Below are 19,297 nucleotides of genomic sequence, written 5' to 3' on the forward strand. Positions count from 1 at the left end.
AATCGCTTGTAAATTCTAAATTTACCTCCACGAAAAACATATGAATGCAATGGGCTCAAGGTGGGCCCTCTGGAGCATAAATGGCAATTAACTACCTGGATCTCCCTATCGGACGCAAGTACCCCTACGAGGTCGACTGCGTTGTGGAAATCGGCAAGGACACCAACCTCAAGTACGAATATGACGAACGCCTGCATGTGTTCCGCCTGGACCGTTGCCTGCTCAGCTCGATGAGCTACCCCTGTACGTACGGTTTTATCCCGAGCACGAAGGCCGACGATGGCGATGCGCTCGATATGCTTATCTACAGCCCCGCCTCGATGATGACAGGTACGGTCTGCACCTGCCGCGTGATTGGCGCACTCGACATGACCGACGGTGGCAAGAAGGACTACAAGGTGCTGGGCGTGCCGGTGTTCAACCCGCGCCCCATCAAGGACATCGGCGACGTTGACCAGATGTTCCTGCGCATCACGAAGAACTTTTTCCAGAACTACAAGGAACTGGAAGGCAAGGACGTGCAGATTGGCGACTGGCAGGATGCCGCGTTTGCCCGCGAGCGCGTGATTGCCGCCCACAGGGCCTACTTCCAGAACCAGGTGCAGGTCCCAGAAACCTTCTACCAGGAACCGGAAAGCGCCGAGCATCTGCCTCCCGAGGAACTGATTTAGCCATTGTGCCGTTTGTCGGCGTAAGACGGAATTTTATCCGTTTTTTCGCGTGGATGGCGTTTGCGCTTGTGTAAAAAAGAATATATTTTAGTTAAACAATAAATCCGAACCTTTTAGAAAGGAGAACAAATGAAGAAAATCGTTTTAGCCGCCCTCGCTGCGACTCTCATGCTTTCTTCTGGCGCATGGGCTGGTTTTTCCATCCATGTAGATAACAACAAGAAGAGCGAACGTCGTAATGATCCGCCTCCTCCGCCTCCTCCTCCGCGTGAACGCCTGGAATGCCGCTTCGAGAAGCCGGATTGCCGCCCGCGTGACCGCCACTACCGTGTGGACTACCGCAACCGTCGCCCGATGGTTGAAGGTGAATGCTACCGCGGCGATGCCGACGGCCGTTGGGACTACTACTGCAACGACGGTACCCGCTGGATGACTATTGACTTCCGTCGCAACCGCCCGGGTCGCGTGGATTGCCTTGACCCGCGCCGTGGCCGTTTCTTTGATGCCCGCGACGTGCGTGAATGCGTCCGTATCCACGACCGCTAGTCTAGTCTAAAATTTTTGGACAAACGAAAAACCTTCCCCCGCGGGAAGGTTTTTTCTATGTACCGGGATAGAATTAAGACTAGGGAGGGGCCGCCGTGCGAGCCTTGCCCTAGTCTCATACTTTCTAAAAGCTTTTCCCGAGTATAGCAGAGACGTTCTTCAAGATGCCTTCCGCCACGTCGGGCTTGTTCATCGAGTACACGTGCACGTTTGTAATCCCGTTCGCATACAAGTCGATAATCTGGTCGCTCGCGTAGATGATGCCCGCCTGCTTCATGGCCTCGGGGTCGCTCCCGAACTTGTCGACCAGCGACTTGAAGCGTTGCGGCATAAAGGAGCCCGAAAGCTTGATGGCGCGTTCCACCTGGTTCGCGTTCGTGATGGGCATGATGCCGGGGAGTACCGGGCAGTTGACGCCCGCATCGCGCAGCTTGTAGAGGAAACTGAAGAACAGGTTGTTGTCAAACACCATCTGCGTGGTGAGAAAATCCGCGCCTGCGTCGACCTTTTCCTTGAGGTGCTTGATGTCTTCGGCCTGGTTCGCGCTCTCGGGGTGCTTTTCGGGGTAGCAGGCCGCGCCGATGCAGAAGTCCGCGTCGGCAGCCTTGAGTTCGCGGATGAGTTCCACTGCGTAGTGGTAGTCGCAGTTGTCGCGGCCCTTCTCGATGAGTTCCGGGGTGAGGTCGCCGCGGAGCGCCATCACGTTCTTGATGCCCGCCGCCTTCATGTCATCGATGCGCTGGTGCACCGTTTCCTTGCTGCTCGAGACGCACGTGAGGTGGGCGAGCATCGGAATGTTGAACTTTTCCTTGAGGTTCTTCGCGATATCGAGGGTGAAGTGGCTCACGCCGCCGCCTGCACCGTAGGTGACGCTCATGAATGCGGGGCCGAGGGCCGCGATGGATTCTGTTGCCGCCTTCACGTTTTCGAAGCTCGTTTCCTTCTTGGGCGGGAACACTTCAAACGAAAGGCTCATCTTGTCTTGCTTGAGGATGTCGATAATCTTCATATAACCTCACATTTTTAAACTTTTCTTGTCCGGACCACCATGCGTAGTCTATGCGAATATTTGAATATATGCAAATATAGATAAAGTACCATAAAATGTGCGTGTAATTTTTTAAAAATATACAGATAAGATTATTACAAACTTATATTTTAGGCATGATTAAATCATACAAACTCTCTCTCTGTCTTGTGGCAGCCCTGTCTGCCACGGTTTTCTGGGCCTGCAAGGATGAACCCGACCCCCGCACGGTCGCCGACAATAAGTCCGAAGCGGTCGATACAAGTAAAATCAAGGCGAAGGTGCGCAAGGTTCTTGGCGAAACGGACCTGCAGCGCAAGAATACCGAGAAATGGAGCAAGCTCCGGTTTGGCCAGACGGTTGCGGAAAAGGACCGTATCCGTACCGGCGCAGAATCCGAGGCTGTCATGGCTATCAACGACGGTTCCTCGCTGTGGATTACGGAACTTTCGGACGTAGTTCTCGATGCAGAGATTTTTGACTCGCTCAATCACCAGGTATCTGTTCGCGTGAATAACGGTGCGGTGCTCTTTGATGTGCAGAAGCAGCCTACTGGCCGTACGGTCAACTTCACTACCGGCGTGGCGACGGCTGCCATCCGTGGTACGGCGGGCTTTGTCGCAAGCGTCAACGGCCAGATGGTCACATCGCTTAAGCAGGGCCTGGTCAGCGTGAACAGTATCGCGGGCAATACGGGCGAGGTCGTCCAGAACCAGACGCTCATTGTCGGCAAGAACGGCGTCATCAAGAACTTGAACCTGAAGAGCTCGGGTACGAAGGCGCTCTCCATGGAGCTTGCCAACGTGAACATCTGGGGCATGGGCCCTGAATCGGAAGAGTTCGAGAAGGCTCTTACCGACTTCGATAACGATTATGAAAAGCGCAGGGAAGAGTTCGCGAAGAAGGTGAACTTCAGGGCGAACCCGCTTCCCGACACCCTCATGCTTCCGAGCGTGACGTTGCAGGCCCGCGTGAACCCGGGTATCGTCGTTACCGTGATGGGCGAATCCGATACGGTGCCCGAAAGCGGAATCTACCAGCGTACGGTGGAATGGGCGGACGATTCTTACGGCCCCAAGCGTTTCTCGGTTACCTGTAGCGAAGGCGATATCGAAATTGAGTGCTTCACGTGGAAGTCCAACTACACGCCTCCGAGCAAGCCTGCGGGTGACGATGCCTCTGCGGATTCTGCCGCTAGGGCTGATTCCATCGCTGCAGCAGAAGCCGCAGAAGCCGCTGCCGCCGAGGCCGCCGCTGCAGAAAAGGCCGCTGCGGAAAAGGCCGCAGGCAAGAATGCTGCCGGCAAGAAGGCCGACCAGGCCGATGCTTCGGCCGCAAACGAAAAGAAGACCACCAAGAACGTGAACGTGTCGCTGAAACTTGTCGGCGGGAAGACCGAAAGGAAGCACCTCGACCCGCCTGCGCCCGAGTACAAGACGAATCTCAAGTTCTCGCTTGCCGGCATCACGGATGCGGATATAAGCGAGATTGCTAGCGTTACCGTGAAGCGCAAGGGCGAGGTGGTCCAGTCGTTTAACAATGTAAGCGCACTTACTTACGAAGTCCCCGTCTCTATCAAATTGAACACGATTGCGAAGTTCGATATCGAAATTGCCCTGAAGAGCGGCAAGAAGATCCGTACGACCAAGACCTACGAGGTGTTCTGCTTCCGTCGCAACCACATGGGCAAGGCGCGTAACTGCGTGCAGTACGACAAGGTCGATGGCGGTGGCTGTGATGAAAGCCATGAGGAAGAATACGAAGCAGTCAAGGGCCAGCTGAAGGAAGACTAGCATACAAGGATTTAAAACTGAGGAATCATCATGAACAAGAAAGAACTGAAAGGACTGATGGGCGTTTTCGCGTGCGCATGCTTGCTTGCCGCCTGTGCCTCGAACCCGCCTGCCAAGGAAGACAACTCGGACGAGATTCGTGCCCGCGCCGATGCCGCCCAGCGTGAAATTTCGCGCGAGACGGGTGAGGTCGTTGCTGACGATGCTCCGGCTGCCGCCGCATCGTCGGGTACGGCTGCTTCTGCTGCCGAAGACGACGGAATCATCGTCTCGACGGTGAATTTCAAGACCCGTCCGACGGTGCTTGTTGCCCCGGCGATGGGCGCGAAGATGGCGGGCAGCATCGACGTGATTCGCAGGAATCCGCTTGCGAAGACTGCGATGGAAGTCATCAACGCCTACCTCACCAGCCGTGACTACACGGTCATCGGGCTCGAAAGCCAGTCCCAGCTTGACGAGGTGGTGCAGCTCCAGTCCGATATCGCGGGCAACAGCGAAGACCTGGCCTACGTGGCCGGACTCTCCGTGGGTGCAGACATCAACATCACCTATGCGGGCAGCATCCAGGAAGACTACATCGTGATCGACCTGAACGCGAGCGAGGCCTCTACCGCAAACCTCCTGGCGAGCGAATCGATCCGCCTCAAGGATAACGGCGAAAGCCAGCGCGTGCTCGTGCAGAAGGCTATCCAGCTTGCCATCAAGAAACTCGAGAACAAGGTGCGTGGCCGCCTTGCCGAAGAGCAGGAAAAGGGTGCGCTCTACAAGGTTGTGGCCCACCTGACGGGCGACTTTACCGATGACCAGGCCGAAGAAATCTCGAACATGGTCTCCATCAAGATGAGGAAGAAGTTCAACAAGATGCAGGTGATTTCGATGAGCCGCAACACCTACGACTTGCTCATCTACGTGGACCCGAACAAGTACGAGGACGCCCAGATGGTTTACGGCGAGTTCGTGGAAAGCCTCGAAGGCCTGGCCAAGGTGCGCAAGCAGAACATCACCAAGAAGCTCATTATTCTCGAAATCCAGTAACCACGCGGGAGCGGAATTATGAATAAACTATTTACCGCGTCGCTGCTGTCGCTTGCAGTGTTTGCATCTTACGCGAATGCAGAAATACTGACTTACACGGCAACGTCCAAGAAGTCCCAGAAGGAAGCGGATATGCTCGCTCTTGAAGGGCTTGCAAAGCAGCTGCGCACGAAGGTTTCGAGCGAGTTCGCGACCGAAGTGAAGGAAGATGCGAAGGGAAACGTGACGTCGACTGCCAAGAGCACCAAGAACACTTCGACCAACATGGTGCTCAAGGGCGCGAAGGTGACTCCGGGCCCCAAGTCGGGTGGCAAGTTCCAGTCCACAGCGACGATGGATACCGAACAGATGGCATCGAAGATTCTTGTGGATATCGAATCTATCCGCAAGGAGATGCACGCGAAGGATTCCATAATCCGCTTGGACATGGTGGACGGTGATTACCGCAAGATGGGCGTCGATATGCTCGCGCTCGAAAAGCTGGCTGACCGCTACAACGAGAACCTCGAGGACCTGAGCTGCGTGCAGAAAATTCCCGATAACCTCCGGCTTGAAAGCACGATTGGCGAACTGACGGAATACCTCATCTCGGGTATGGAAAGCCTCAAGATGGAAACGGACCTCACGAGCGAAGCCCTGATTGTGACGGTGACGGACTTCAACGGCCCGGTGGTCGGGTTCCCGCTCGCCCTTACGCAGGATAGCCGTGATATCGCTCACGAGAAAACGAACGAGGAAGGTGAGGCCGTGTTCTCGCTCGCCCAGGTGAAGAAACTCCACCCGAGCGGCGATGTGACCGTGCATGCAGACCTCTCGTTCAAGTACGTGCGCAAGTCCGCGGTGATTTCCAAGTCGGTGCATTACACCTCCGACGTGGCTGCCTGTGCCTACACGCTGGAATGCGTTGGCCCGACCGAGGCCTGCGGTGCGCTGCGTGGACATTTGATTGCATCTGGCATCTCGATTTCGGACAAGGCGAATCTCCCGAAGATGAAGGCTACGATTACCTCTGCCGACAAGATGAACTCGAGCAAGACCCTCTGCACGTCGCGCATTACGCTTGCGATTGAGGCGGGCAAGCAGTCCATCTCCGAGCAGGCTCAGGGCGTTGGCCGCGACGAGGGCATCGCCCAGGCGACCGCCGTGAAGAAGGTAAATGCGACCCGCCTGCACGACACTTTCGGGAAGGCCTGCAAGTAGTACCTAACACTCAATAAATCGCTACATCTGGTCCCAGTTCTCAGGTTCGAGCGGTTTATTTTCGTGGGCGCCTTCCGGCGCCGTTTATTTTATAATACCTAAGACGATGAGCGAACGGTATAAAAAAAGACCTGGTCATGCGACCGGGTCTCTTTTGCGTTAAAACCGCTTGGGCAGAGATTACTGCTTTTCGATTTCGGCGTCGAGTTCGGCGTAGGCCTTGTTGGCGGCAGCGCGGATCTTGTTGGCGACAGCGTCGTCGTACTGGCCGGCAGCCTGGAGGCTCTTGATGAGTTCTTCGACGAGGTTGGCGTCGAGAGTCATGATGCCGTAGATCTTGAAGTGACCGTCTTCGGTGGTTTCAACCTTCACGTCGACGAGGGTAGCGCCGCTCATGTGGGTGTTCACGACAGTCTTGGAGGTGGACTGGAAGTGTTCAGCAACCTGGTCGTTCACGTCTTCCTTGAAGTTCTTGATGAGAGCCTTGGTCTGGGCGTCGATTTCCTTGGCGAGGTCAACACGGGCATTCTGGTCGGCCTTTTCCATGGCAATCTGTTCATCGGTAGAAACACCGATACCCATACCGGCAGGAACGTGGTCCTTCAAGTAGGCTTTCTTCTTCATCTGCATTTCGACGAGAGCGCTTGCAGACTTTTCCTGCGGGGTCGAGCTACAACCGATCATGAGGAACGCGGCAAGAGCGGCGACGATCAACTTCTTCATAATAAACTCCTTGTTTAAGTTGTCCCCGTTATTGGGGTTGAATTGAAGTCTGTAACAAAAATATCTTAAAGAACGGATAAAGTCAAGATGAAAAAAAGATTTCTTACAAAAATATGATGAAAATCAAATTCTGGGGGCTAAATTGGCGAAATTTGCGTTTAAACGAACTTTCCAAGGGCGATAATTGCCGCCGTCCTGGCGCGCAGACGGGTGTTCCCGAGATTGATGAGTGTGGTCTTCCCCCGCTGGTATGACTTTATTCGTGAAATTTCTTTGTCCGAAAAGCCGCCTTCGGGTCCGACCAGCAGGGTGGTCCCTTGCTCAAGGACGGGAACGCTTTTTTTTCCGTTAATATCGCAGAGCACCAGGTCGCCTTCGTAGGTATCGAGCCAGCGGTCAAATTCGATGGGACCCTCGATTCGGGTCAGCCACGGCTTCTTGGATTGCTTGAGGCTGACGAGGCTCTTGAGTTCGGCACGCCGGACAAGCTTGTGCAGGTCGGAATTCTTGGGCTCCTGCGAAAAGTCCGTGCGTAGAAAGTAAATCGTGTCAATTTCTGTCTGCGCTGCATGGAACACGACTTCTTCGAGGGCGTCGTCCTTGAGGCATGCGATGGCGAGGTTCAGTTTCGGGCGTTCCGTGGATACGGTGTCGAACTTGTCGATGCGGACTTCGCAGGCCTTAGGGTCGGCTTTCACGATGGTCGCGTCGGCAAAGTGTCCGAGCCCATCGCAGAGTTCGAGCGTGTCGCCTGCGGTGGCACGGCATACCCGGACGACGTGGCTGCTCTCGTTTTCGTCGAGCGTGAATGTGCCTACACCTATTTGCGGGCAGTAAAAACGGCTGTCTGGGGTTCTCATGGCATAGAATATAAAACTTTTTGCGGGTGTTTGCTACATTTATCGCATCGTGAAACACAAACCGGTAAAGGCAGTCGTATTTGATCTGGATGGCACGCTCTACCTGAGCGGACGCCCGTACCCGGGTGCTGTCGATGCGGTAAAACGCGTGGCCGCCCGCGTGCCGGTTTATTACCTGAGCAACAACACGAGCAAGTCGCCCGTTTTTTACGAGAACCGCCTGAACGTGATGGGGCTCCCGCTTCGCGACGATTCCATCATCTCGGCGCTTTACCTCTCGCTCGACGCGATTCACGAGAAGGGCATCAAGAATGTGTATTTTTTTGCGAACCCCGAAGTCTACGAGTGGTTTGCGGCTCAGGACCCGAGCCTGAACCTGCAACCGTCGGTAGAGGATACGGAACTCGTTCTTGTTGCCTACCACAACAGTTTTGATTACCGCGAACTGTGCGAACTCAGTTTCCGTGTGCAGCGCGGGATTCCGTTCTGGGTGACGCACACCGACTTCGTGTGCCCCGATGCGAACGGCCCCGTGCCCGATATCGGAAGCTTTATGGCGCTTTTAAAAACGGCATACGGTGTAGAACCGGAGCGCAGTTTTGGCAAGCCGAACCCCGCGATGCTTGCGGGCGTGCTCAAGCATTATGCTCCCGAAGAAATCCTCTTCGTGGGGGATAGGCTCTACACGGACTTTGAACTGGCCAAACGCGCGGGTTGCAGGTTTGTACTGCCCCTGTGTGGCGAGACCAAGCGTGCCGATGTAGAAAAACTCGAGACCAAGCCCGAGTTTATTGTGGAAAGCGTCCGCGATATCGACTTCGACGCCTTTCTTGACGGCCGCGCCTAGGCCTGTTCTTGTTAGGCCTTCTGGCTGCCCGCCTTCTTGCTCTTTACGAAAGCGAATGTGCCGAGCCCCACAAGCAGTATTGCCGCGAGCAGGCTCACCTTGATGCAGGCGTGGAACGGCTTGCTCCGGTATTCCATGCGGACTTCTGACTTGCCCTTCGGGATTTCGACGGCGCGTAATGTGCCGAACGCCTTGTAGACCTTCGCGGGCTTGCCGTTCACGGTCGCGTTCCAGTAGGGGTGGTAGTTGCCTGCGACGACCATGAAGCCTGCGCGGTCGCTTTCTACCTGGAATACCTGCGTGTCCATCTTGGGGCTAGCGACAAGCTTTGCATACCCGTTTGCAATGCCGCCTTCGCCTGCATGTTCGGGCGTTTCGGAGAGGATGACCTTTTCGCGGTAGGCATATCCGTTCCGGAGGGATTCGATTGCCTTCGAATCGTCCATCGTTTCGGACTGCCCGTAGATGTAGGCTTCTCCCATGGCCGTCTTGATGGGCATGTACGTGGTACCCTGGCGGCTATCGAAGATGATGGCGCCCACGTTCATGAGGTCGAGGAACGGGTGGGCCGCATCGGGATTGTTGATGTTCAGGAGGTAGTTAGCGTTCTGCTGGCCGCCGCGGAACTCGCGGTAGGACGCAAGTTCGTTATCGTGGAAACCGTCGGCATTGCGCATGTGGTACTGCGGGAACACGTTGCCACCGAGAGCCTTGTCGTGCGAGAGCGAAAGCACGCGCGGAATGTTGAGCGAATCGGCCTTGTAGGGGGCCTTGATGGCGGCAACGACACCGTTGTTCGGCTGCAGGTATTCGCCCGCGGGCACGTTCTGGATGAACGCCGCGTTGATGAAGAAGAGGTCTACCGCGGCGGCGATGGCGAGAATGCTTGCCTTGTACGCGATGGAACCGTTCCACTTGAATACGGCGAGAGTCGCCCCTGCAATCACGAGAGTCAGGATGAATCCCGGAATCACGGTACCTGCGGTAGCGTTCATCACGATTTCGTTCAGCGGCTTGAAGTAGGGTGCAATGACCGGATCGTTGAGCAGGTTCTGCGCGCTTGCGAAGAATAGCCCGACAAGTACGGAGCATACGAGGAGGCTTGCCTGCACTATGCGCGGGGTGCCGGGAAGCTTGTCCTTAAAGGCACCGATGAAGTTGTCGAACGAAAATTCCTTGCCCTGGTCGTCGATGCTCATGATTCCGAGGCATGCGATGGCGTAGAGCACGCTTGCGACGAGTCCGAACGGCCCGATGAAGAGTGTCCAGTTGTAGCGGGCGAACACGAAAATCACGAGGAGAATTGCGAACATGGCGGAGCCGTGCAGGAGGGCGCGCATGTTGCGTGCACGGTCGGCCGCGTCGTCGGAGATTGCCTTGAGCACGGGGCCCGCCATCATCACGAGCAGGAGCGGGAGCCAGAACATTGCCATGCCCGGTGCGCGGAAATTCTTGACACCCGGGAGAATTGCGTACCAGAGCTTGAACAGCGGGGAATGCGCCCCCATGCCGTAACTGAGGGCGACGACTGCGCCCGTAAGCCAGAACGCGGCCCAGCGGCGTTTGCCCGGCAGGAAGAGGCAGAGGAACCCGAGGAAGGTGAGAAGTGCGCCCGCGTTGTTGTGGTCGAGTTTGAAGCTGTTGTGGCCCCAGTAGAACGGGCTTCCGTGGCTTCCCATTTCCGCCATCTTGCGGTAATCCTGCATGGAAACGTTTACGAAGGAACTGCCCTCGAGATCACCGCTCTGCGGGTTCTGCTCGTAGACGTCTACCCCGATGAATCCGGGAAGGACCATCTGCGCGAGTTCTTCCTGGTGGAGTGACCAGCTGGCGGCGTGCCCGATATTGGTGTGGTCGCCTTCGCCGCGTACGGACTGCGTGGTAGTGTACAGGTAGGGCGGTACCAGCTGGAAGCAGCTGAGCGCAAGCCCGAAGGCGAGGCCGGCGGCGGCGAGCCCGATGCGCTTACCGCGGGTCTTGAACGAATCGCAGTGGAAGAACGCCTCGTACAGCGTGTAGAAACCGGCGCCCCACAGGAACAGGTACGTGAGCTGCAGGTGGCTCCCGAGAATCATCCACGCGATGCTTGCCGCAAGCACGATGAGGTAGGGGAGGCTCCCGCAGCGGACCACCTTCCTGATGGCGAGGAGGGCGAGCGGCGCGATGGCGAATACCATCATCTTGCCGTCGTGACCGCCGTAGATATACGTGAAATATTCCGGAGAGAATGCGTAGAGGAACCCGAGGAGGGCGCCCCACCAGCGGTTGCCCGTGAGGTTCCAGGCCAAAAGCATGGCGCTCATGAAGGCGACCCACACGGTGAGTATGAACTTGAAGCCCACCGCACGTGCCGGGTCCATCAGGAACTGTGTCCACACGAGCGGGTGGTAGGCATCGGCGAACAGGGCGTCGATGGTAGGCACGCCACCCAGGCGGCTATCGTCCCATTCGGTGACGATGGCGTTCTCGGCACGCAGTATGCGGCTGCCGATGCCGTTCAGCTGGTCGCTGTTGAGCATCAGCTGGCTGTCGTCAAAAGCGAAACCGCGGAAAACGATGAGGAGAATTGCGAAGAAAAGCGCGGCCATCGCCGCAAAGAAAACGGGCTTCTTGTTCAGGAAATTCATGCGTGGAAATATAAAAATACCGCAGGCGTGTATGCTTTGCGGTATGGCAAAAAACGTCGAACCTGCGGCTCGACTGCGCTATGTACGTCTTGGCTAGTCGGCGGTGTTTTCGTCGACCTTGTTGTACTTGATGAGGCTGTAGATACCGAATGCGGAAATCACGCATACGGCGACGAACACGACAATCTTGATGATTTTTCCCATAATGACTTCCTGTTTAATTCCTATTCTAAAATACCTTTTTTTAGGTAAAAAGCAACTGTTTTTTCAAAAAATGTTTAATCCTTCGTCAAAATCATGCAGATGACGGGGAGTTTCTTGTCCACCTCGTTCTCGCTCGGGATGATTTCGCTTTCGAGAATCTTGCAGTTGAATTCCTTCATGAAGAACTCGAGCTGGCCGCGGTCAAAGCCCAGCCAGATGTGGCCGTGCGTGGTACGGAAGGATTCTTCCTTGTGCTGTGCGAGGTCGAGGAACGCAAGTGTTCCACCCGGCTTCAGGATGCGTACTGCCTCCTTGAGGGCGAGTCGCGGGTCTGTCGCGTGGTGCAACACCTGGCTCATGAGCACGAGGTCGGCGTAGTCGTCGGGGAGGCCTGTCTTTGTCATGTCGGCGACTTTCGGCGTGATGTTCTTGATGCCTTTCTGCTTCAGGATTTTCGTAAGCCCGCTGATGACCTTCGGGTCGTAGTCGAGCGAGGTGACGTTCTTGCAGCGGCTTGCGAGCATGAGCGAGAGGTCGCCGCCTTCGCCGCAGCCGATATCGACCGCGTTCTCAAAAGGTATCATGAGCTTGCTGAACAGGCTGATTTGCGCCTTGAGGCTTCCGCCCGCCTGGTTCAGCTTGTGGATTTGCCCCTTGGTCTGGTCGGTGCGTTCTTCGAGCACCTGTTCGGCACGGCAACGCAGGATATCCTTGTCGGGAAGTTCGCCGTAGGCGTCGCGGATTACGGAAAGCACGCGGTTGCTGAGCAGGAGTTCTTCGCTCAGGCGGTAGTAGGCCTTGATGCCATCGCGCCTGTCCTTGAGGAGGCCGCAGGCGGAAAGCTTCGAGAGGTGGCGGCTCGCGTTGCTCTGGTGGATGTCGAGAATATCCTTGATTTCGTTGACGGTAAATTCCGCAATGTCGAGGAGCATCAGAATCTTGAGGCGCATCTCGTCGGAAATGGCGCCGAACAAATCCATCGTCGGGGTAATCGGTTCGCGTTGCATACGCTATGCAATATAATTATTTAACTTTGGATTGTGCCGGTTCGGATTTCGAAAATCATTTTTTTTGCGTTGGTGGCGCTGGCTGTGGCTGGCGTGGCCGCTCCTTCGGGTGAACCTGCGCCGATGCCTTCGGGTGTGCCTGCCCCGATGCCTGCTGATAAGGGTGGCGCCGGGACCCGCCACTACGTGCTTACGCTCGAAAAAGACCTGCCGCTCACGTTCTTTGCCGCCTTCGGGAGCATCTACGGTAATTACAGGCTTTCGCACATGGCGGTGACGGCCCGCGAGGACTTGCCGGCGCGTGAAGATCTTTTGCCCTGGGACCGCGCCGTTATGGGCCGCTACAACAAGATGGTCGATGACGTGAGCGACTGGTTTGCCGTACTCGGGGCGATGCCGCTTGCTTTGGGGGCAGCGTCGTGGTACCGGGGCGATGCCTGCGGGCGCGACCTTGCCGTATATTCCCTTATGTTTGCGCAGGCGCTTGCCTTGCAGAGTGCGCTAAACCTTACGTTTAGGTCCATGAAGTTCTGGCCTCGCCCTTACATTTATGCCGAGGATGGGGCGGGGGCGCGGGCTGCGGAAAGTGCCGAGGGCGAGGCCTACGGGAGCTTTTTTAGCGGGCATGCCTCGGCGGCGTTTACGGTAGCCGTGTTTACGGGCGAGTGGTTCTCGGAAATGTACCCGAATTCAGCCTACAGGCCGCTTGTGTGGGCGGGCACGCTCTCGCTGGCGGGCTTTGTGGGCGCGCTCCGTATCGCGGCAGGCAAGCACTACCCGAGTGACGTGGTTGTGGGGGCGCTCGCGGGTACCGGGATAAGCCTTGCTGTCATAAGGCTACACAAAAAATCGGTACGATTTGGCCCGGTCGCTCTCTCCGGGCTCTGGGCCGGGCCCGCCTCCGCCGGCGCCGCTTTCGCGTTCTAAGAACGCCCACTCCGAGCTGGGGCCCCTCCCGCGTGTTTTTTATACCTGTTTTTTTCTTGGCAAAAAAACAGTTTTTTTTCAAAAACGTTCCTTTTTTCATTTGCTTATATATATTATGGAAAAAGGTTTGTTACCCTCAGAGGTGTATTGATGTTTAGATTTGTTGGCCGTGTGGCTGTGGCCTTGCTTATTGTTGCAGAATTTTCGCTTGCGGATACCGTAATCAAGGATAACCGCGACGGCAAAATGTACAAGACTCTTGCGTCGGGCAATTTGAACTGGTTTACCGACAATCTCTCTTACAGAAAACTGGTCTCGTTTACTGATAATGGCGGAGCGCCGTATTACAAGCAGTCAACCTGGAAAGCTGCATGCCCGGTCGGGACCCACGTGCCCGATATTCAGGAATGGACCCTTTTTGCGAAGGACCGCTTTACCGGCCCCCGTAAGCTTTCGAACGTGAAGTCCTTTGCGGGCAAGACGCGCGGTTTTTACGGCAGCGAAGATGCAAAGAAAATTCAGGGTAAGGATGCCGCCTATTTTGCGGTGAGTGACCCCAATGGCGTGCGCGCGATGATGCTCGACGTGAAGCGCGGTAATGCGAAAATGGTGGAACTCCCGGCGGGCGCAATCACTACGGTGCGTTGCGTGAGCGAGAGAAACTTCTACGCCGAAAAGAACGTGGACGAGAAGAAGATGATTCTTACCGACCCGCGTGACGGCAAGAACTACAAGGTGGAACTCCGCGACAACAGGCTCTGGATGGTGACGAACCTCAAGTTCAGCCTAACGAGCGCAAGGCAGTGCCTGCTCGAAGACACCACGTTCTGCAAGAAGTTTGGGCGTTTCTACAACTACAACGACGCCAAGAAGGCATGCCCCGCGGGCTGGCACCTGCCCGATGACGGCGAGTGGCGTGACTTTCAGAAGGACCGTGAAAAGCTCAACTGGGAAACCATCGGTCGCGGCGGTTGCAAGGACTGGGACGGTTACTGCAACAGCGAACTGACCGGGCACTACTGGTCCTCGACTTCCATCATGAAAAATACCGGACGTTCCTGGGAATTCAGGCGGCAGGCCAAGAGCATTGACCGTACCGACCAGAATGTGCAGAAAGGTCTTTATGTTAGATGCGTAACGGAGCTAAACTGATGAACAAAAAAACTAGTTTGTTTAAAATGTGCGCTGCGATTGCGGTCGCGGCTTTCTTTACGGCGGGCTGTTCCGACGATTCCTCGGCGAGCTGTGCCGGGAGTTGCGTCGATAGCGGCGATACCATAGATATTCCCATTCCGGGTGGTGATACCGAGGGCGGTACCGGCGACGGTTCCGAATCGGCTGAAGCGAAATCGAGTTCAAGCGTCAAGACGCCTGCGAGCAGTGCGGGCGAAACGGCTCCCGAAAGTTCATCTGCCGGTGAGTCGCCTGCGGCATCGAGCACGGCTGATCCCGTGTCTAGTGCGGCGGAACCCGCTTCAAGCGATAGCAAACCCGCAAGTTCCGAGACCGCATCGGAAGACTGGCGCGACTACTGCCTGGAGGTGGTGAACGCGAAGCGCGCGACGGAAGACCTGCCGCCCCTGGTGCGCGCGACGGAAGAACGCGAAAAATGCGTGGTGACACAGGCTGCAGACGACATGGCTGCGAACAAGGGTCACGCGAATTTCGGTGACTGTGGCGAGTTTGCCCAGAACTCTGGCCCGAACGTTCAGACGCAGTACTACAGTACCGAGAAGAAGATTGTCGATACCTACGTGAACATGATGTGGGATGACGAGAAGAAGCTCGTGACCAGCGGGGAACGTGACCCGGACAGCAAGGACGACTACCCCTACATCGGGCACTACCTGAACATGAAGAACACGAAGTACAAGTCGCTCGCCTGCGGGATAGCCTACAGTACGGACGGCAAGAAGGCGTGGTTCAACATGAACTTTTACTAATCGTTGCTCGAGGACGAAACCGCTCGTTCTCGCGATCAATTTGAACTACAAAAAAGGCCCCGGCGATTGCCGGAGCCTTTTAAGCTTTTGGGGCTTAGGGAGTAACCGCGAGCGGTCTGTTAACCTCTCTGGTTAACCTTGTCGCCGTACTTCTTGATGAGTTCTTCCTGGATGTTGCGCGGCACCGGAGCGTACTTTGCAAATTCCATGGTGAACTCGGCCTTGCCCTGAGTCATGGAGCGGAGGTCGGTAGCGTAACCGAACATTTCGGAAAGCGGAACTTCGGCGGTGATGGTCGTCGTGCCGAGTTCTTCGCTCGTACCGGTGATGGTACCGCGACGCTGGGAGACGTTACCCACAACGTTGCCCTGGAATTCGGTCGGGGTGGCGATTTCGACCTTCATGATCGGTTCGAGAATCTGGGGGCCAGCCTTGGCGAAAGCTTCGCGGAAGGCCATACGGGCACAAATCTGGAACGCCATGTCAGAGGAGTCCACCGGGTGGAACGCACCGTCCTGAACTTCCATTTCGATACCCACGACCGGGAAGCCGATGAGGGAACCGGCCTGCATGCAGCTCTGGAAGCCCTTGTCGCAAGACGGGATGTATTCCTTAGGAATACGGCCGCCGACGACGGAGTTCACGAAGTTGTAGACCTTTTCCTGGTCGCCTTCGACAGGCATCGGGCGCATCACGCCGGACATCTTAGCGAACTGACCCGAACCACCGGTCTGCTTCTTGTGGGTGTATTCGAACTTGGCTTCGCGGGTAATGGTTTCGCGGTAGGCCACCTGCGGAGCACCGGTCTGCACGTCCACCTTGTATTCGCGGCGCATACGTTCGATGTACACGTCGAGGTGAAGTTCGCCCATGCCCTTGATGATGGTTTCGCCGGATTCCTTGTTGACTTCGACCTGGAAGGTCGGGTCTTCCTTCGTGAAGCGGTTGAGGGCCTTGGACATGTTGTCCAGGTCGTCACGGTTCTTGGCTTCGATCACGAGCTCAATCACGGGGTTCGGCACGTGCATGGAAGTCATGTTGTAGTGGTTCTTGCCGTCGGTGAAGGTCGTACCGGAAGCGCAGTCGATACCGAACAGTGCAACGATGTCGCCGGCGCCGGCTTCGGTGATGTCCACCATTTCGTCGGCGTGCATACGCACGAGACGGCCCACGGACACCTTCTTGCCGGTGGCCATGTTGGTGATCATGTCGCCCTTCTTGAGGGTGCCCTGGTACACGCGGACGTAGGTGAGCTGGCCGTAGCGGTCGTTCACGAGCTTGAACGCGTAGCAGACGAGCGGTGCGTTGTCGTCGCTCTTGAGAACGACTTCGGCTTCGTTGTTGTCGAGGTCGAGGGCCTTGTTTTCAACGTCGGTCGGGCACGGGAGGTAGTCGATAACACCGTCGAGGAGCTTCTGCACGCCAATGTTCTTGTGGGCAGAACCCATGAACACCGGGGTGATGTCGAGGCGGATGGTGGCTTCGCGGATGGTCTTCTTGATGAGGGCCTTGTCGATCTGGTCCACACCGTACTGGCCTTCCATGGCCTTTTCCATGATTTCGTCGCTGTAGTCAGCGCAGCAGTCGATGAGCTTTTCGCGGTATTCGTTAGCCTGGTCGACGAGTTCGGCCGGGATTTCCTTTTCGATCATGTCGTCGCCGTTGGCGCCTTCGAAGTAGTAGGCCTTCATTTCGACGAGGTCGACCACGCCCTTCAGTTGGTCTTCGAGACCGATAGGAATCTGCATCACGCAGGGCTTGTGGTTGAGCTTTTCCTTGAGCATCACGGCCACGCGGAGCGGGTTTGCACCGGAGCGGTCGCACTTGTTGACGAACACGACGCGCGGCACATGGTAGCGCTTCATCTGGCGGTCAACGGTAATAGACTGGGACTGGACGCCTTCCACACCGGTCAGAACGAGGATAGCACCGTCCAACACACGGAGAGAACGTTCCACTTCGATAGTGAAGTCCACGTGCCCCGGGGTATCGATGATGTTGATGGAGTCCTGTTCACCGCTCTTGGTGTGGGTCCAGTTTGCGAACGTAGCGGCAGACTGAATCGTGATGCCGCGTTCGCGTTCAAGTTCCATGGAGTCCATCGTGGCACCGACGCCGTCTTTACCACGAACTTCGTGGATAGCGTGGATACGCTTTGTGAAGTAGAGGATACGTTCGGTAAGGGTAGTCTTACCGGAGTCGATGTGGGCAGAAATACCGATATTTCTGTGCTTTTCTATGTTTTTCATATTTTATTCCACTAATGGAGTTGATGTTTTAAAGTTTGCGCCCAAAGATAGAAAAAAATGCCCCCGTTCTCAAGGGTGCGGGGGCTGCTAGAGGCTTTACAGGGGCTATTTACTGCTTTTGGGGGCGTTTGCTGTGCTTGAAAACTTCATTTATGCTTGCAAAGGTGCAAAATGCAATCGCAAGCCAGTCCATGTAATTTCTGTGAGTCATCCAGGGACCATAATTCATAAGGTAGCGCTGGGCTGCCCGGGTGGTGAATTTTGCAGATTCGAGGTTTTCGGCGAGGCCGCTTACGTTTATAGTAATATAGGTATGGGCAAGGACCAACTGCAAAATCACGATATAGACGGCTGGCTTCACCGTGAGGTTCGCGTCGTCGAGCGCCTTCCCGAGGGCCGGGAGGAGCAGCGGGACGAACGTGGCGATATGCCTTGCCTCGCTATCGAGGGCGAAAAACACGAAAGCGAGCAGCACGAGCGCATGCCCGGGTGATTTTTCGGCGAAATTCCGGGTAAAGCCTTTCGCGAGGGCGAGAATGACCGGAATGAGCGCCCCCCAGTACACGACATGGCCCGCGAGGCTTATGAGCGGGTACTTTAGCGGGCGGACAATTATCTGGAGCAGGAACAACTTGCCGTCGAAGAAGAACTCGTCGTTCGTGAACATGCGGAGCAGCAGGGATACCGCGATGATACTGATTGCCACGCCGGCGAAAGCCTTCGGGCTGAACGCCTTCATGTAGGAACGCGCCGGATAGGGTAGGGTCGGAATCTTGAGGCAAACTGCAAAGAGGGTTGAAATCAGGGTGAACAGGACCAGGCTTATGGCGATGTTCCGCGGGCTAGGCGCGGTGAGCAGGAGCCCCTCCAGGTTTGCCTGCTTGTGGAATGCATAGAACAGCAGCACCAGTGCTCCGGCAACAAGCCCGTAGGCAATCGGGAGAATCTGGAAAGCCTTGGGGAACGGAGTATCGAGGAGCCTCGGGAGGAACGCCTTGCTTGCAGGCGGGGTTGTGGCAGATGCGCCCAGCCGGTGCGGGAACAGCAGGAGGAGCGCCATCACGTAGGTAATGGTGGGCCAGGTGACAAGCCCGAGAAGCGAAACGGCGAAGGCGCCCCGCTTGTTCCCCTTTATAAACAGGTAGTAGCTGGCAAACGCGATGGTGATGGCGTAGGGGTCAGTCTGGAAGGGCTCGTAGCCGTAGCCTTTGAGGGTCGCAAAGTTCAGAAAGAAAAGCGCGAACAGGATGACCGTAGTGATAGGCTTCCATTTTAGGAACTGCGCGAACTTGAAGAACAGGAACAGCTGGAACGCGAGATTCACGAAGAGCAGCACGTACATTCCGACAATCATGTGCGCATTGTTGAGCGGAATGCCTGCCAGATTGTAGACAACGTTCATCAGGCAGAAGGGGAAAATGCGCTGGATGCGGAAACTGTCGTAGCCCGCAGTGAAGAACGTGCCCGTGAAGTCCCGGAAGACCTCGCGGTAGAATTCCCCGTCGAACCCCGCGCCGTCGTTAACCGGGATGGTCTCCCCGAATACGGAAATCGCAACGAGGACCAGAAGGGCTATCGTCAGGAGGGCGAGGGTCGCCTTTGCTGCGAGGTTCTTTTTCGCGGATTCTTTCACGACTA

General features: G+C 56.1%; 16 protein-coding genes. 9 read left to right on the top strand and 7 right to left on the bottom strand.

Going from position 1 to position 19,297, the window contains the following annotated elements; translation table 11 throughout:
* Positions 1 to 80 precede the first annotated feature (80 nt).
* A complete protein-coding gene (locus BUA44_RS06085) occupies positions 81 to 671 on the top strand; it encodes an inorganic diphosphatase (RefSeq protein WP_072809781.1) in 591 nt (196 codons plus the stop codon).
* Positions 672 to 800: 129 nt separating this feature from the next.
* Positions 801 to 1,217, top strand: coding sequence for a hypothetical protein (locus BUA44_RS06090; RefSeq protein WP_072809783.1), 417 nt, complete (start codon positions 801 to 803; stop codon positions 1,215 to 1,217).
* A 124-nt stretch (positions 1,218 to 1,341) separates the two neighbouring features.
* Here the strand turns inward: BUA44_RS06090 and metF are convergent, their stop codons facing one another.
* Positions 1,342 to 2,226: a methylenetetrahydrofolate reductase [NAD(P)H] gene (gene metF / locus BUA44_RS06095; protein WP_072809785.1), complete on the bottom strand. Its 885-nt coding sequence runs from the start codon at positions 2,224 to 2,226 to the stop codon at positions 1,342 to 1,344.
* Between the two features lie 155 nt (positions 2,227 to 2,381).
* Here metF and BUA44_RS06100 point away from each other — a divergent pair, with 155 nt between their 5' ends.
* From BUA44_RS06100 to BUA44_RS06110, 3 genes are read left to right on the top strand one after another with little or no spacing between them, the layout of a single operon-like run.
* The gene (locus BUA44_RS06100; RefSeq protein ID WP_083579506.1) at positions 2,382 to 4,037 is read left to right on the top strand and encodes a FecR family protein; all 1,656 of its coding nucleotides are present in this window, start codon (positions 2,382 to 2,384) and stop codon (positions 4,035 to 4,037) included.
* 30 nt (positions 4,038 to 4,067) lie between these two features.
* Positions 4,068 to 5,072 (top strand): hypothetical protein, encoded by a 1,005-nt coding sequence (locus BUA44_RS06105; RefSeq protein ID WP_072809790.1) that lies wholly within the window; start codon positions 4,068 to 4,070, stop codon positions 5,070 to 5,072.
* An 18-nt stretch (positions 5,073 to 5,090) separates the two neighbouring features.
* A complete protein-coding gene (locus BUA44_RS06110) occupies positions 5,091 to 6,272 on the top strand; it encodes a hypothetical protein (protein WP_072809791.1) in 1,182 nt (393 codons plus the stop codon).
* A gap of 180 nt (positions 6,273 to 6,452) precedes the next feature.
* On the opposite strand, the gene BUA44_RS06115 is transcribed toward BUA44_RS06110, so the two are convergent.
* Complete coding sequence (locus BUA44_RS06115; protein ID WP_072809794.1) at positions 6,453 to 6,995, bottom strand: LPP20 family lipoprotein; 543 nt, start codon at positions 6,993 to 6,995, stop codon at positions 6,453 to 6,455.
* Between the two features lie 158 nt (positions 6,996 to 7,153).
* Positions 7,154 to 7,855: an RsmE family RNA methyltransferase gene (locus tag BUA44_RS06120; RefSeq protein WP_072809796.1), complete on the bottom strand. Its 702-nt coding sequence runs from the start codon at positions 7,853 to 7,855 to the stop codon at positions 7,154 to 7,156.
* A gap of 49 nt (positions 7,856 to 7,904) precedes the next feature.
* Here BUA44_RS06120 and BUA44_RS06125 point away from each other — a divergent pair, with 49 nt between their 5' ends.
* A complete protein-coding gene (locus BUA44_RS06125; protein ID WP_072809799.1) occupies positions 7,905 to 8,702 on the top strand; it encodes an HAD-IIA family hydrolase in 798 nt (265 codons plus the stop codon).
* Positions 8,703 to 8,713: 11 nt separating this feature from the next.
* Here BUA44_RS06125 and BUA44_RS06130 read toward each other — a convergent pair whose 3' ends face one another.
* On the bottom strand, positions 8,714 to 11,329 hold the full coding sequence (locus BUA44_RS06130; RefSeq protein ID WP_072809801.1) for a YfhO family protein: 2,616 nt from the start codon (positions 11,327 to 11,329) through the stop codon (positions 8,714 to 8,716).
* 278 nt (positions 11,330 to 11,607) lie between these two features.
* The gene (locus tag BUA44_RS06135) at positions 11,608 to 12,540 is read right to left on the bottom strand and encodes an ArsR/SmtB family transcription factor (RefSeq protein WP_254794592.1); all 933 of its coding nucleotides are present in this window, start codon (positions 12,538 to 12,540) and stop codon (positions 11,608 to 11,610) included.
* Between the two features lie 72 nt (positions 12,541 to 12,612).
* Between BUA44_RS06135 and BUA44_RS06140 the strand changes: the two genes are divergently transcribed.
* The 3 genes from BUA44_RS06140 to BUA44_RS06150 all read left to right on the top strand — a co-directional run bounded on the left by BUA44_RS06140 (position 12,613) and on the right by BUA44_RS06150 (position 15,410).
* The gene (locus BUA44_RS06140; RefSeq protein ID WP_255370486.1) at positions 12,613 to 13,467 is read left to right on the top strand and encodes a phosphatase PAP2 family protein; all 855 of its coding nucleotides are present in this window, start codon (positions 12,613 to 12,615) and stop codon (positions 13,465 to 13,467) included.
* 150 nt (positions 13,468 to 13,617) lie between these two features.
* Positions 13,618 to 14,619, top strand: a complete 1,002-nt coding sequence (locus BUA44_RS06145; RefSeq protein ID WP_072809807.1) for an FISUMP domain-containing protein — start codon at positions 13,618 to 13,620, stop codon at positions 14,617 to 14,619.
* 26 nt (positions 14,620 to 14,645) lie between these two features.
* On the top strand, positions 14,646 to 15,410 hold the full coding sequence (locus BUA44_RS06150; RefSeq protein WP_072809809.1) for a CAP domain-containing protein: 765 nt from the start codon (positions 14,646 to 14,648) through the stop codon (positions 15,408 to 15,410).
* A 119-nt stretch (positions 15,411 to 15,529) separates the two neighbouring features.
* Here the strand turns inward: BUA44_RS06150 and fusA are convergent, their stop codons facing one another.
* Both fusA and BUA44_RS06160 read right to left on the bottom strand, forming a co-directional pair.
* Complete coding sequence (fusA, locus tag BUA44_RS06155) at positions 15,530 to 17,659, bottom strand: elongation factor G (protein WP_072809811.1); 2,130 nt, start codon at positions 17,657 to 17,659, stop codon at positions 15,530 to 15,532.
* A gap of 109 nt (positions 17,660 to 17,768) precedes the next feature.
* Positions 17,769 to 19,292 carry a hypothetical protein gene (locus tag BUA44_RS06160; protein ID WP_072809813.1) on the bottom strand — a complete coding sequence of 508 codons (1,524 nt, stop codon included), beginning with the start codon at positions 19,290 to 19,292 and terminating at the stop codon, positions 17,769 to 17,771.
* Positions 19,293 to 19,297: the final 5 nt, after the last annotated feature.

It is taken from the genome of Fibrobacter sp. UWR3 (assembly GCF_900143055.1).
In the GTDB taxonomy this organism is placed as follows: domain Bacteria; phylum Fibrobacterota; class Fibrobacteria; order Fibrobacterales; family Fibrobacteraceae; genus Fibrobacter.